This is a genomic window from Larkinella ripae (assembly GCF_054780775.1).
This window is the reverse complement of the sequence record NZ_BAAGVR010000014.1, coordinates 458,855-472,868: the sequence shown is the minus strand read 5'-3', so window position 1 is coordinate 472,868 and position 14,014 is coordinate 458,855. Positions and strand designations below refer to the sequence as shown.

Here is a 14,014-nt window from a genome sequence, read left to right as displayed (position 1 = left end):
TTGATCCATCATCGCATTCCGAAACGAATCCGTCCGCAACCGTATTGTAGAACAGAACTGCCCCCCATGAACAACCGGTTTAAAACATGGCTCAAGCGCGTTGGTTGGCTGGGCTTTCTTTTCTTTCTCATCAAAGGCCTGCTCTGGCTGCTCATTCCCTACCTCATCGCCAAAGGGGTATTCTCGAAGTAACATCGGTTCTGGAATGAACTTACGATAACATAATCACCTCCTGTACGGTTTATTGGGTAGATCAAAATACCGGCGAATTTAGGGCCGGATACTACTTTTTTAAGCCAAAACTGATCCGGTATTCAACATTCGGCGCGTAAACTTCGTATTGGTATAAGTAAAAACGATACCGGAACGAAGCGACGACCCCGATCCGGAGACTGATAAAAGGAACGTGAAAAAATTTCTGACGGTTTTTTTTCTGGCCCTACTGGGGCTGGTTTTTCTGGTACTCGGTTTTTTATGGGTCGTGGCGACAACGACCTGGGGACAGGATTTTGTGACCCGTCAGGTGAACAGCTACCTGGCCGGAAAAATCAAAAGCCCCTTCCGGATCGGCCGGATCACCTACGACATTCCGGATTACATCGGGCTGGAAGATGTCTTGTTCATCACCCCCAAAGGCGACACGCTGCTGGCGGGCCAGAAACTCCGGGTTGATCTCGATATGATGGGACTGCTCAAAAACCGGGTGGCACTCAATCAGATCGAACTCGAAAAAGTCCGGGTCAACCTGACCCGCACCCTGCCCGATACCACCTTCAATTTTCAATACATCATTGATGCCTTCGACACGGGCGGACCACCGCAGCCGGTCGATACCACGGCGGCTCCGCTGGACATAAGCCTGGCTGCGGTGACGCTAAAGGATGTCAGGATTCGCTACAAGGACGATGTGGTCGGGGCCGATGTCGGCGCGTATCTTGACAGCCTGCGGGCTAATTTTGACGAAACTGACGTTGCCCAGTCGCAGTATCACCTGCGGACGGTGAATGTGGATGGGTTGGTGGCAACCACCCGGCTTTACAAAGGCATCGACACGCCGGTAACGCCTTCCGCATCCTCGGGCGATACGCTGGATTTGAAATTAGGCACCTGGCAGGTAAACCGGGCGCGTTGGGATGTCAATGTGGAAGAAGCTGATTTTCAGACGCGGGGCGCGATTGGGCGGTTGGCGATGGAAGCCGATTACCTGTATCTGGACGGCCAGCGCGTCGGTATCAAATCCATCGAACTCGAAAACGCGGACATTGCCGCCATTCTGACCAAAGCGACGAAAAAGACGAGTGCGCCGGTTTCGGCCACAGCGGCTACAACCGACGATTCCGGCGGCTGGCGGGCCAGCATCGGGCGGGTGGCACTGGCGAAAAACCGCATCCGGTTTGAAGACCAGAATCAGCCCCGGCAGAAAACCGGCCTCGACTACGGCCACCTCGATCTGCAGAATTTTTCGCTGAACGCTCAGACGCTGCTCTACAGTCCGCAGTTGATCTCCGGTAAGTTTCGCGGGGGGCAGTTCCGCGATCAGAGCGGTTTTACGCTGCAACGACTCGATGCCGACGTGGTGTACAGCGATACGCTGACCTCGGTAAACCGGCTTTACGTACAGACGCCCCAGACGCTGCTCCGCGATCAACTGATTCTGCGCTACGATTCCATTGGGCAACTCAGCCGACCACGCGAAGCCGGGCGCGTGGGCGTTCGCGTCAATCTGAAGCAAAGCCGGCTGGCGGTTGCCGATATGCTGTATCTGGCGCCGTTTCTGGCCAGCACCTCGCCTTTTTTTACCAATCGGCAGGCCGTAATTCGGATCAATACGCTGATGCGGGGCACCCTGGCGAATCTGAGCATTCCAACCTTTGAACTGGATATGCTGGCCGGAACCCGGCTGCGGGCCAGCGGGCGCCTGCGCAACGTGACGGATGTAGACCGGCTGGCGATGGACATTAACCTGACCGAAGGCTCGACGCGCCTGAGCGATATCCGGCAGTTGGTGCCCAAAGGAACGCTGCCCGATTCGTTCAACATTCCGCCCAAACTCCGGCTGACCGGGCGGTTTCTGGGCGAACTGGATAACCTGAACCTCAATGCTGCCTTGCAGACCGATTGGGGCGATGTCGACTTCGACGGGAACGTCCGCGGTTTTGTCGCCGGGAAAAATCAGGCTTATAAAGGCGATTTATCGCTGGCGCGGCTGGAGGCCGGGCGCTGGCTGGGGCAGCAGGGAACGATTGGCAGTATTACGGCCAACGCGACCGTCGACGGCCGGGGCATTGACGTCAAAACCATGCAGACCGCTTTTCGGCTGAACGTCCGGCAGGCCGAACTGATGGGTTATAATTACCAGAATTTTGACGCCGAAGGCCGCCTGGAGCGGGGTACGCTCACCATGGAAAGCACGCTGGATGATCCGAACGCCAAACTGGCGCTGAACACGCAGGTGGGGCTGCTCCAGGATTTCCCCAGCGTACGGGGCGGGCTGGCGATTCAGAAACTGGACGTAACGCAACTGAAACTCTATAAAGAACCGCTCAGTGTGGAAGGCAGGCTCCGGTTTGATTTTGCGTCCACTGATCCGGCCAAACCGGTGGGCATTCTGGTCGCCCGCGAAACCGTGGTGCGCTACAATGGCAGCACCTATCCGCTGGATTCGTTCTACGTAAAAACCGATGTCGATGGGGTCCGGAAGATCGTCGAGGCCCAGTTGCCGTTTGCGAGCATGAAACTGGATGGTCAGTTTGATTACACGCGCCTGTACGACATTGCCGTGAGTGAATTCAGCAAATACATCCAACTGCCCGATCTGGCCTACAAGCCGGTCAATCCGCCGTATAGCTTTAACGTCGATATGACGGTCAATCACCACCCGCTGCTGATGGCTTTCGTGCCCGCCCTGACCCGCATGGACCCGGTTACGTTCCGGGCCTATGTCGATAACGTTCGGGATACCACCTTTGCCGCTCTGCTGAAAACCGGCTTGATCGAATACGATACGAACCAGATTCAGGGCATTACCATGCGTATGGCGGGCGTTAATGAACGGCTGGGCATTACGGGGCAGATCAACGCGGCCAACGCCAGCGGCATCAAGCTGAACGTGACCAAGTTAAACGCGGAAGCGATCAAAAACCGCCTTTGGTTCGAGATCGAATCCGACGATTCGACGGGCCGGGCGTGGTACGGTCTGTCCGGGAACCTGGCCATTGCCGACCGGGCCTATCAGTTCCGGTTCAATCCCGACGGTTTACTGACCAACTACCAGCGCTGGACGGGCGACACCACCGGGTACATTCAGTACAGCAGCGAAGGAATCCTGGCCGACCGGTTTTTACTCCAGACCGGCGAACAGAAGATTCTGGTCAACAGCATCGTGCCGCAGACGAATGCGCCCCTGGAGGTAAAAGTGGAAAACATCGACCTGGCCAACATGATGAAACTGGCCAATCAGGACACCACGATGGTCGGCGGTTTGCTGAACGGGGACGTGGTACTGCGGAATGTGCTGACCAACCTTTCCTTTACCGGCAACGTGAACGTCGATAGCCTGAATGTGATGGCGAAACCCATCGGTAATCTGACGGCGAAATTTGAAAACACAACGGAGCAACGAATTTCGACGGACATTGCGCTGGTGGGATCGGGAAACGGGGCGCGGGTAACGGGTTTCTACAAAGCGTCTGATCCGGCCAATGCGCTGGATTTTAAAATCAATCTGGACGAACTCAGTGCCCAGACCATCGAAGCGTTCAGTTTTGGACAGTTGCGCGAAACCAGCGGCCGGTTGCTGGGCCAGGTTGATGTGACGGGTTCCGTCGATCAGCCCCGGCTGAACGGTTCCATGTCGTTCGATTCGCTGGCGTTCAACGTAGCCTATCTGAATGCTTCGTACCGAATTGATGAGGAAACCATCCGGTTCAACGAAAAAACCGTTACGTTCCAGGATTTCAGCGTTCGCGACGCCTTGAACCGCAGCTTGACCACCAACGGAACCATTACCATCCGGGAATTGCCCGACGTAGCCTACAACCTGAATGTGAAGGCCGATCAGTTTCAGGTGCTGAATGCCACCCGAAAAGACAATGATCTGACCTACGGAAATGCCGCCATTACGGCAAATCTGAACATTCGCGGCAGCGGAACCAGCCCCACCATCAACGGGTCAATCCGGCTGGAAGACGACAGTAAGATCACGCTGGTGCTGCCCGACCAAAGCTCTTCGGTCAACGAGGCCCGGGAGATCGTCACGTTTATCGATCACAAAGATTCGCTGGCGTTGCGGAAATACCTGGTGCTGGCCAAACCGGATACGGCATCCCGCAAACTGGAGTTTCAAAATCTGAACAATGCCCAGATCGACCTGAGTCTGGAAGCCAACGAAAAATCCGAAATTACGGTGGTGATCGACGAACTGAACGGCGATAACCTGCGCATCAAAGGCAACGCCCGGCTAAACGTCGGCATCAGCCAGAGCGGAGCCATCTCGCTGCTGGGTCGGTATGATGTAACCGAAGGGGAATATTCGCTGACGTACGAAGTGCTGAAACGCAAATTTTCGATTCAGAAAGGCAGCTACATTACCTGGACCGGCGATCCGCTTCGGGCGCAACTGGACATTACGGCTCTCTACCAGACCACGGCGACCCCCGCGAACCTGATTGCAAACGAAACCAGCGAACAGCTCCGGACGGCGGCCAAACAGAAAATTCCGTTCAATGTTTTGCTGAAAATGAAAGGCCAGTTGTCGGCGCCGGACATCAGCTTTGACATTGCGATGCCGGAAGAGGATTTCCTGGCGTCCCGAACCATTATTGATGCCGTTAATTCCAAGTTGACGCAGCTGCGGCAGGACCCTTCGCAGTTGAACAAGCAGGTGTTTGGCCTGATGGTGCTGGGCAGTTTCATTGCTGAAAACACCGCTAGTTCGACGGGCGGGGGCGGAATCAACACCGAGGAAATTGCCCGCAGCAGCGTGAGTAAGATTCTGTCGGATCAGTTGGAGAAATTCGCGTCCAGCCTGCTGAAAGGCTTTGATGTCAATTTTGATCTGCTTTCATCGACTCAGTCGGCCGGTGCTAATAACTCGGTGGGCTCCCGCACGGACCTGAATGTGGGCGTTTCCCGCAGTTTTTTACAGGGACGGCTGACGGTATCGGTGGGTCGCAATTTTGTCCTGGAAAACAATACCGGCATCAACCGCAATCCCAACGAGGTGTTTGACAACCTGTCGTTGAACTACAACCTGACCCGCGATGGCCGGTACATGCTGCGCGGTTATCGCAAAAGTGACTACCAGGCGGTTTTGGAAGGGTACGTGATTGAAACCGGCGTTGGGTTTGTCATCACGGTTGATTACAACCTGCTGAGTGAAGTGTTTCGTAAATCGGCAGAAAAGCAAAATCAATGAAAAACGGTTTAATCTATTTACTGGCTTTTTTCGCGTTGACCGGCTGTCATGTGGCCCGACACATTCCGCCCGGTGAGAAATTATACATGGGTGCTGAAATCAATGTAGCGGTTGATTCAACGGTTTCTAAAGGTGAAAAAGAACAGATTGAGGAGCAACTGACTGGATTGGCCCGTCCAAAACCCAATAAGAAACTGTTCGGCTATCCGTACAAAGTGGGTTTGTATTACCTGATGGGTGAGCCGAAAAAAGAAAAAGGATTTCGGGCGTGGTTCCGGCGGAAATTTGGTGAAGAGCCGGTTTTTGCGAGCGCCAAGGCCCTTACGTCCAACGCGGCCATCTGGATGGCTTTTCTGGAAAATGAGGGCTATTTCCGTTCGACGGTTTCCGGTAGCTTGCGCGACAATCCCGACAGTTCGAAGAGTTACCAGACCACGGCCGTCTATCAGGTGCAGGTACAACCCCGCTATCTCATTGATTCGGTCGCCTTCCTGATGGATTCGACCACGCTGCGGCAACCGATGATTGAAATTCAGAAGCGGACATTGCTGAAGAAAGAGAATCCATACCGGCTGGAGATCATCAAGCTGGAACGGGAGCGAATCAATCAGTATTTACAGCGGCAGGGCTTTTTTTACTTTCAGCCGGATTTCATTGCGGTACTGGCCGACAGTGCTCAGGGCAATCACCGAACCCGCCTGTATCTGGCCATCAAGCCCGAAACACCTCGCGCGGCCTTGCTGCCCTACTCGGTCCGGGATATTTACGTGTATCCGAATTACAGCCTTTCGTCCAATTCTACTCAGGTGGATACGCTGGCCAGCCGGGCGGTTCAGTTTGGGGCCTATAAAATTGTCGATCCCGAAGGGACTTACAATCCCAAGCTTTTTCGGGACATCATTGCTTTGCGGCCCGGACGACGTTACAACAGCCGGGCGCAGGAGCAGACCTTGTCCCGGTTTATTAACGTGGGTTCGTTCAAGTTTGTCCGCAACCGGTTTGAACCCACGCAGCAGGGCGATTCGACGGTGATGGATGTGCATTATTACCTGACGCCGTATCCGAAGAAATCCGCCCGATTGGAGATTGCCGGAACGAGCCGTTCCAACAACCTGGTCGGTTCGCAGCTGACTTTAAGCTGGCGAAACCGGAATGTCCTGGGCCGTTCGGAGTTGTTTACCGTCAACGCCAATGCCGGGGTCGAATTTCAGATTGGTGCACGCGGCAGCGGGATCACGAACTATCGCTACGGAATTCAAACGAGTCTGACATTTCCCCGGCTGGTTTCGCCTATTCCAATCAAACATTACGAACGCGGGCAGAACTTGCCGCAGACCACCGTTTCACTCGGATACGACCTGATTGTTCGGAGTGAATATTACCATTTGAACTCGTTTCTGACAACGTTTGGCTACGCCTGGCGGAGCAACCCGCAAACGGAGCATATTTTTCAGCCGATCAGTATCAACTACGTACTGCCCTCTAATTTTACCGATAAGTTTTTTGCGCTGGAGGATGACCCTACCACCCGGCAGCAATACGCCACAATCATTCGATCCGATCAATTGATTTTGAGTAGTTTATATACCTATAACTTAAGTTCGTCACCCCGAACCGCTTCTGCGTACACCTACCGTCTAAGCGTGAATGTCGAACCCGCCGGTAATTTAGGTTCACTGTTGAGCAATAAGAAAAATGAGGCAGGGGAAGAGGTGATCTTCGGTGTGCGGTATTCCCAGTTTTTCCGAATGGATGTTGACAGCCGGCATTTTATCAAGCTTTCACCGAGTATGGTCTGGGCGAGCCGGTTTTTCGGTGGACTGGGTGTTCCCTACGGCAACTCCGATCAGCTACCGTTTGTGAAACAGTATTTTGTGGGGGGGGCCAACAGCATACGGGCCTTCCGTCCCCGGGCCATTGGCCCCGGCGTTTACACCCGCAACCTCGTTGGAACCGTGGCGCTTCAGGATGGCGGGGGTGACATTAAGCTGGAATTCAGCACCGAGCTTCGGCCCAAATTCAACAAGTATTTCCAGGGTGCTTTGTTTCTGGACGCTGGTAATGTCTGGATGTATTCCGACGAGACTTTCTACGGGGCCAATACCCAGTTCAGGAAAGATTTCTATAAGCAGCTGGCGGTGGGTACGGGCCTCGGTTTGCGGCTTGATGTGTCTTATTTTGTGTTGCGCTTTGATTTAGCCTTTCCCCTGCGAAAACCGTGGTTGCCGGAAGGCCAGCAGTGGGTTTTCGACGAAATTGACCCCACCAGCCGCAGCTGGCGCCGGGATAACCTGATTTTAAACGTGGCCGTCGGCTATCCTTTTTAAAACCGGTATTGCTTTCATTTCCTGCCTATTAACTTTTGCAACAGACTTTGCAATAGGTTTGTTTTTGCCGCCCGGATTGCCTATCTTTGCGCTCTGATTCGCGAAAAGTGCCTTTTTGGATTTGTATTCGGCTTTTTTCGCGCACGGCAATTGTATATTAACTACTGAAATAATACTTCATTATGGCAACTGATCTTCGATACCTGCGAAACATTGGTATCGCTGCCCACATCGACGCCGGTAAAACGACTACCACCGAGCGGATTCTTTATTACTCCGGGGTGAGCCACAAAATCGGCGAAGTACACGAAGGGGCTGCTACCATGGACTGGATGGAGCAGGAACAGGAACGGGGGATCACCATTACATCCGCGGCTACCACCGTTAACTGGAAATACCGGGACGAGAACTACCATGTGAACATCATCGACACTCCGGGTCACGTTGACTTTACGGTGGAGGTAAACCGTTCACTGCGCGTTCTTGATGGTCTGGTGTTTTTGTTCAGTGCAGTAGACGGAGTTGAGCCGCAGTCGGAAACCAACTGGCGGCTGGCCAACAACTACAACGTCGCCCGTCTGGGTTTCGTAAACAAAATGGACCGCGCCGGTGCTGACTTCCTGAACGTTGTCAATCAGGTGAAAGAAATGCTCGGCAGCAATGCGGTGCCGCTGCAATTGCCGATCGGGGCCGAAGATAATTTCAAAGGCGTGGTCGATCTGGTCAACTTCCGCGGTATCCAGTGGAACGAGCACGACAAAGGCATGACCTTCCAGGAAGTGCCCATTCCGGACGATATGCTGGAAGAAGCGCGCGAATGGCGGGGTAAACTGCTCGAAGCTGTTGCGGATTATGACGAGTCGCTGATGGAGAAATACTTCGAAGACGAAAACTCGATCACCGAAGACGAAATTCTGACGGCTCTGCGCAAAGCAACCATCGAGATGAAAATCGTTCCGATGTTGTGCGGTTCTTCGTTCAAGAATAAAGGGGTGCAGACGATGCTTGACTACGTGATGTCGCTGCTGCCTTCTCCGCTCGACAAACCGGAAATCAAAGGAACAAACCCGAACACCGATCAGGAAGTCGTTCGTCACCCGACGGAAAGCGACCCGTTCACGGCGCTGGGCTTTAAAATTGCCACGGACCCCTATGTTGGTCGTCTGTGTTTTGTGCGGGTTTACTCGGGTGCGCTGGATTCGGGTTCGTACGTTCTGAACACCCGTTCGGGGAACAAGGAGCGGATTTCGCGGATTTTCCAAATGCACGCCAACAAGCAAAACCAGATCGACAAACTGCGGGCTGGCGATATTGGTGCGGTCGTCGGTTTTAAAGACATCAAAACGGGTGATACCCTTTGCGATGAGAAAAACCCGATCATTCTGGAATCCATGGTTTTCCCGGATCCGGTTATTGGTTACGCCATCGAGCCGAAGAAAACCGCCGACCAGGACAACTTCTCAAAAGCCATCGGTAAACTGATCGAAGAAGATCCGACCCTGAAAGTGGAAACGGATGAAGAAACCGGTCAGACAATCATCCGTGGTATGGGTGAGCTTCACCTTGAAATCATCATCGACCGGATGCGTCGGGAGTTTAAGGTGGAAGTAAACCAGGGTGCTCCGCAGGTAGCTTACAAAGAAACGCTGACGAAAAACTTCGAACACCGCGAGTTGTACAAAAAGCAAACGGGTGGTCGTGGTAAATTCGCCGACATCGTGTTCGAGATCATGCCGGGCGAAGAAGGCAAAACCGGTCTGGAGTTCGTCAACGGTATTGTCGGTGGGGTTATTCCGCGCGAATTTATCCCGTCGGTTGAAAAAGGTTTCCGCGAGGCCATGTCAACGGGGCCGCTGGCGGGTTATCCGCTCGACTCGATGAAAGTGCGGTTGTTCCACGGTTCTTTCCACGACGTTGACTCCGATTCACTGTCGTTCGAATTGGCCGCTCGTCTGGGCTTCCGTGAAGCGGCCAAACAAGCCGGTCCGAAACTGCTCGAGCCGATCATGGCGGTTGAAGTACTGACGCCGGAAGAATACACCGGTCCGATCACGGGTGACCTGAACCGCCGTCGTGGAATCATGAAGGGTATGGATACCCGGGCTGGTTCGCAGGTGATCAAGGCGGATGTTCCGCTATCGGAACTGTTCGGTTATGTAACGGATCTGCGGACGATGTCATCCGGTCGGGCAACGGCCAACCTGACATTCTCACACTACGAGCAAGTCCCGACCAACCTGGCGGAAGGCATCGTAGCGAAAGCCAAAGGAACTGTTAGAGCTTAATTTAATAAGAACAATGAACCGTTAAAAAGAAATCAAGGGTAAGAGACCTGAAGTGTTCATTTTTAACGGTTCATTATTCATTAAATAGAACCCCGCTGTTGGAGTAAATGGTTCTTTCAACCGCGGACGGCCGGTTTTCAATCGGCTCATTCAATTAGAACCACAACGAGTCATGAATCAAAAAATTCGGATTAAACTGAAGTCCTTCGACCACATGCTGGTCGACAAATCAGCTGAGAAAATTGTCAAGGCGGTAAAATCAACGGGTGCTATTGTAAGCGGCCCGATTCCCCTGCCGACCGAGAAAGAAAAATTCACGGTACTGCGTTCTCCGCACGTCAACAAAAAATCACGGGAGCAATTCCAATTGTGCACGTATAAGCGGTTGGTTGACATTTATTCAACCAGCGCAAAAACCGTTGATGCTTTGATGAAACTGGAACTGCCGAGCGGGGTGGATGTTGAAATCAAAGTATAACTGAAATTCTCCTGAAAATTTTACTTTTAAAATTTTCAGGAGAAAAAAGAAACGCTTACCTTTGCAATCCGAATTAGAAGTAAAGGCAACGACATAAATCGGGTGAAGGTCCCACAAGGAAACCGCATCTGACTATTTTAGTCCGGTAATCTGTGCTTGTCATGGATCAACCGACAGAAGGTCAGGTGGAACACGCCTGGCCTTTTTTGTTTTGCGCTGATCCGGAAATAGTTGAGAATAAATAAACTACGGTTTGGATTGAAAGGAAGTAATTCCTACCTTTGCACTCCGATTTTTTCGGGTTCAAAACTATAAATTCCTGCTTTACAACCACTTATTATGTCTGGTTTAATTGGAAAAAAGATTGGGATGACCAGTCTGTACAATGCTGACGGGCAGGCTCTGGCATGTACAGTCATTGAAGCTGGTCCCTGTGTTGTTACGCAAGTTAAGACACAGGAGTCGGATGGGTATCAGGCCATCCAGCTGGGTTACGGTGAAAAAAAAGAAAAACGTACCAACAAGCCACTGCTTGGGCACTTCAAAAAGGCCGGTACGACACCGAAACGAAAATTAGTCGAGTTTAAAACATTCGAAAAAGAGCTGAGCCTGGGCCAGACCCTGCAAGCTGCGGATGTTTTCGTTGAAGGCGACTTCGTTGATGTCGTTGGAACGGTGAAAGGGCGCGGTTTTCAGGGCGTTGTAAAACGTCACGGTTTTGGTGGTGTCGGTGGACAAACCCACGGTCAGCACAACCGCCAGCGTCACCCGGGTTCTATCGGTGCCTGTTCTTTCCCTTCGCGGGTGTTCAAAGGTATCCGGATGGCCGGTCGGATGGGCGGTAACCGCGTGAAAGTTCAGAACCTGCGTGTTCTGAAAGTGCTGTCAGAGCAAAATCTGATCGTTGTGAGCGGCTCGGTTCCGGGCGCTAAAAATTCGTTCCTCATTTTAGATAAGTAAATCATGGAGGCAGCAGTTTATAACTCGAAAGGAGAGGATACGGGCAAGAAGATTAGCTTGTCTGATGCTATCTTCGGAATTGAGCCGAACGAGCACGCGATCTACTTAGACGTGAAACAATACCTGGCGAACCAACGGCAGGGAACGCACAAGGCCAAAGAACGTGCCGAGAATGCTCACTCGACTCGTAAAATCAAGAAGCAGAAAGGTACGGGTGGCGCCCGCGCCGGTTCGATCAAATCACCGGTTTTTGTGGGTGGTGGAACCATCTTTGGTCCTCGTCCGCGTGACTACTCGTTCAAACTGAACAAGAAAGTAAAGCAACTGGCTCGTAAATCAGCACTGGCTGCGAAAGCGCAGGGAAACAGTGTATCGATCCTGGAAAACTTTACGCTGGAAGCAGCCCGTACGAAGTCATACATTGATTTCCTGAACGGTTTTCAGGCATTGAATACGAAAACATTGTTGATTCTACCCGAAGTAGATACGAACGTTGTCCTGTCGAGCCGGAACTTGCAGAAAGCAAAAGTAACGACGGTTGACAATGTCAACACCTACGATTTAATGCACGCTGATCGTCTGCTGATTGCGGAAGGAGCTTTGTCGAAATTAGAATCTCTTCTCCAGTAATTGATATGGAAAACGTACTGAAAAGACCGATCATTACCGAAAAGGTAACGGCCCAGAATAAGAAGGGACAATACGGATTTGAGGTGTCGATGAATGCCAACAAAATCGAGATCAAAAAGGCGGTCGAGAAATTGTATGGGGTTACCGTAACCGAGGTGAACACGATGCGGTGCATTGGGCACATGAAATCGAAAAGCACGAAAAAAGGTGCTGTAACGGCGGGTCGCACGTCAACCTGGAAAAAGGCAATCGTTACGGTTGCCGACGGAGAGATCATCGATATTTACGCTGAAGCATAAGCGCAACCACGAACGACCAAACGAAGTAGTTAGGAATCATGGGAGTTAAGAAACTGAAACCAACAACCCCGAGTCAGCGTTTTCGCGTGGCCCCGGATTTTGCCGAGATCACGACGGACAAACCGGAACGGAGTCTGCTGGTATCGATAAAGAGATCAGGTGGCCGGAACAATCAGGGACACCGTTCAATGCGCTACATCGGTGGCGGTCACAAGAAACAATACCGGATTATCGACTTCAAACGCGATAAAACAGACGTACCGGCGACGGTCAAGACGATCGAATACGATCCGAACCGTTCAGCCCGGATTGCCTTGTTGTTCTACGCTGATGGTGAAAAACGGTATATCCTGGCTCCGCAGGGAATCACCGTTGGGCAGCAAGTAATTTCAGGTGCTGCAGTGGCACCGGAAGTTGGAAACGCCCTGCCGCTGTCGGCCATGCCAATCGGTACAATTGTTCACAACGTCGAGCTGAAACCGGGTAAAGGTGGCGCTATGGTTCGGAGTGCCGGAACATACGCTCAACTGGTAGCCCGCGAAGACAAGTACGCAATCCTGCGGATGCCATCAGGCGAACAACGGATGGTACTGGGAACTTGCATCGCCACCGTTGGGTCGGTATCCAACCAGGATCACATGAACGTCAGCATCGGTAAAGCCGGCCGGACGCGCTGGTTGGGTCGCCGTCCCCGCGTTCGTGGGGTTGCCATGAACCCGGTCGATCACCCGATGGGTGGTGGCGAGGGCCGGGCTTCCGGTGGACATCCGCGTTCCCGTACGGGTCTCTACGCGAAAGGCAAGAAAACCCGCCCGGTCAACAAGTATTCAGATCGTCTGATCATTAGTAAACGGAAAAAATAAGAAGTAGATGGCACGCTCACTTAAAAAGGGTCCCTACATAGATTTTCGTCTGGAAAAAAAGGTGGATACCATGAATGATTCGGGTCGCAAATCCGTCATCAAAACCTGGTCCCGCCGTTCAATGATCTCTCCGGATTTCGTTGGCCATACGTTCGCTGTTCACAATGGCAACAAGTTCATCCCGGTTTATGTCACCGAGAACATGGTTGGCCATAAGTTAGGCGAATTTTCACCCACCCGGAACTTCCGGGGTCACGTTGCGAAGAAAGACAAAGGCAAACGGTAGAATTGTTTAACGTTTAAAGTCTAAGGTTTAAGGTGTCGTTGAACGTTAAACTTTAAACCTGAAACCACAAAAAATGGAAGCAATAGCAAAGCTAAAAAATGTGCCTTCGTCTCCTCGCAAAATGCGGCTGGTAGCCGACATGATCCGGGGGCAGAAGGTTAGCAAAGCATTGGGTGTTCTGCGGTATCAACCCCAGGCTGGTGCTGCGTTGCTGGAAAAGCTGCTGCTCTCGGCGGTTGCTAACTGGCAACAAAAAAATGGAGATGAACGGGCTGAAGATGCTGACCTGTACGTAAAGACGATTTTCGTCGACGGTGGTCGTATGCTGAAACGGCTGCGTCCTGCACCACAAGGTCGTGGTCACCGGATTCGCAAACGCTCAAACCACGTAACCATCGTGGTTGAAAGTGCCGCCAACTCGCTGACGCTTGCACCCGTAGTATCAACAGAAAACGCAGAATAACAAGACA

General features: G+C 52.3%; 11 protein-coding genes. All 11 read left to right on the top strand.

The genetic code is table 11. The annotated features are described in order from the left end of the window. Window positions 1-66 precede the first annotated feature (66 nt). The 11 genes from ACYVHX_RS08845 to rplV all read left to right on the top strand — a co-directional run bounded on the left by ACYVHX_RS08845 (window position 67) and on the right by rplV (window position 14,007). Complete coding sequence (locus ACYVHX_RS08845; RefSeq protein ID WP_460671264.1) at window positions 67-192, top strand: hypothetical protein; 126 nt, start codon at window positions 67-69, stop codon at window positions 190-192. 214 nt (window positions 193-406) lie between these two features. Next, the gene (locus ACYVHX_RS08840; protein WP_460671263.1) at window positions 407-5,416 is read left to right on the top strand and encodes a translocation/assembly module TamB domain-containing protein; all 5,010 of its coding nucleotides are present in this window, start codon (window positions 407-409) and stop codon (window positions 5,414-5,416) included. After that, the gene (gene tamL / locus ACYVHX_RS08835; RefSeq protein WP_460671262.1) at window positions 5,413-7,743 is read left to right on the top strand and encodes a translocation and assembly module lipoprotein TamL; all 2,331 of its coding nucleotides are present in this window, start codon (window positions 5,413-5,415) and stop codon (window positions 7,741-7,743) included. The genes ACYVHX_RS08840 and tamL overlap by 4 nt, the downstream gene beginning before the upstream one ends. 182 nt (window positions 7,744-7,925) lie before the next feature. Continuing rightward, window positions 7,926-10,028, top strand: a complete 2,103-nt coding sequence (gene fusA / locus ACYVHX_RS08830; protein WP_460671261.1) for an elongation factor G — start codon at window positions 7,926-7,928, stop codon at window positions 10,026-10,028. A gap of 172 nt (window positions 10,029-10,200) precedes the next feature. Next, the gene (gene rpsJ, locus ACYVHX_RS08825) at window positions 10,201-10,506 is read left to right on the top strand and encodes a 30S ribosomal protein S10 (RefSeq protein ID WP_111626176.1); all 306 of its coding nucleotides are present in this window, start codon (window positions 10,201-10,203) and stop codon (window positions 10,504-10,506) included. Between the two features lie 339 nt (window positions 10,507-10,845). Then, complete coding sequence (gene rplC, locus ACYVHX_RS08820; RefSeq protein WP_460671260.1) at window positions 10,846-11,466, top strand: 50S ribosomal protein L3; 621 nt, start codon at window positions 10,846-10,848, stop codon at window positions 11,464-11,466. Between the two features lie 3 nt (window positions 11,467-11,469). After that, a complete protein-coding gene (rplD, locus tag ACYVHX_RS08815; protein WP_460671259.1) occupies window positions 11,470-12,096 on the top strand; it encodes a 50S ribosomal protein L4 in 627 nt (208 codons plus the stop codon). Between the two features lie 5 nt (window positions 12,097-12,101). After that, complete coding sequence (gene rplW, locus ACYVHX_RS08810; protein ID WP_460671258.1) at window positions 12,102-12,395, top strand: 50S ribosomal protein L23; 294 nt, start codon at window positions 12,102-12,104, stop codon at window positions 12,393-12,395. 38 nt (window positions 12,396-12,433) lie between these two features. After that, complete coding sequence (gene rplB / locus ACYVHX_RS08805; RefSeq protein ID WP_460671257.1) at window positions 12,434-13,258, top strand: 50S ribosomal protein L2; 825 nt, start codon at window positions 12,434-12,436, stop codon at window positions 13,256-13,258. Between the two features lie 7 nt (window positions 13,259-13,265). Then, the gene (gene rpsS / locus ACYVHX_RS08800; RefSeq protein ID WP_124878978.1) at window positions 13,266-13,544 is read left to right on the top strand and encodes a 30S ribosomal protein S19; all 279 of its coding nucleotides are present in this window, start codon (window positions 13,266-13,268) and stop codon (window positions 13,542-13,544) included. 73 nt (window positions 13,545-13,617) lie between these two features. After that, complete coding sequence (gene rplV, locus ACYVHX_RS08795; protein WP_460671256.1) at window positions 13,618-14,007, top strand: 50S ribosomal protein L22; 390 nt, start codon at window positions 13,618-13,620, stop codon at window positions 14,005-14,007. Window positions 14,008-14,014: the final 7 nt, after the last annotated feature.

Bases quoted from the DNA above. Each gene is read 5' to 3' on its own strand.
- rplB (WP_460671257.1), top strand. From the start codon at position 12,434: ATGGGAGTTAAGAAACTGAAACCAACAACCCCGAGTCAGCGTTTTCGC.
- rplW (WP_460671258.1), top strand. From the start codon at position 12,102: ATGGAAAACGTACTGAAAAGACCGATCATTACCGAAAAGGTAACGGCC.
- rpsS (WP_124878978.1), top strand. From the start codon at position 13,266: ATGGCACGCTCACTTAAAAAGGGTCCCTACATAGATTTTCGTCTGGAA.
- rpsJ (WP_111626176.1), top strand. From the start codon at position 10,201: ATGAATCAAAAAATTCGGATTAAACTGAAGTCCTTCGACCACATGCTG.
- ACYVHX_RS08845 (WP_460671264.1), top strand. From the start codon at position 67: ATGAACAACCGGTTTAAAACATGGCTCAAGCGCGTTGGTTGGCTGGGC.
- rplD (WP_460671259.1), top strand. From the start codon at position 11,470: ATGGAGGCAGCAGTTTATAACTCGAAAGGAGAGGATACGGGCAAGAAG.
- rplV (WP_460671256.1), top strand. From the start codon at position 13,618: ATGGAAGCAATAGCAAAGCTAAAAAATGTGCCTTCGTCTCCTCGCAAA.
- rplC (WP_460671260.1), top strand. From the start codon at position 10,846: ATGTCTGGTTTAATTGGAAAAAAGATTGGGATGACCAGTCTGTACAAT.
- tamL (WP_460671262.1), top strand. From the start codon at position 5,413: ATGAAAAACGGTTTAATCTATTTACTGGCTTTTTTCGCGTTGACCGGC.
- fusA (WP_460671261.1), top strand. From the start codon at position 7,926: ATGGCAACTGATCTTCGATACCTGCGAAACATTGGTATCGCTGCCCAC.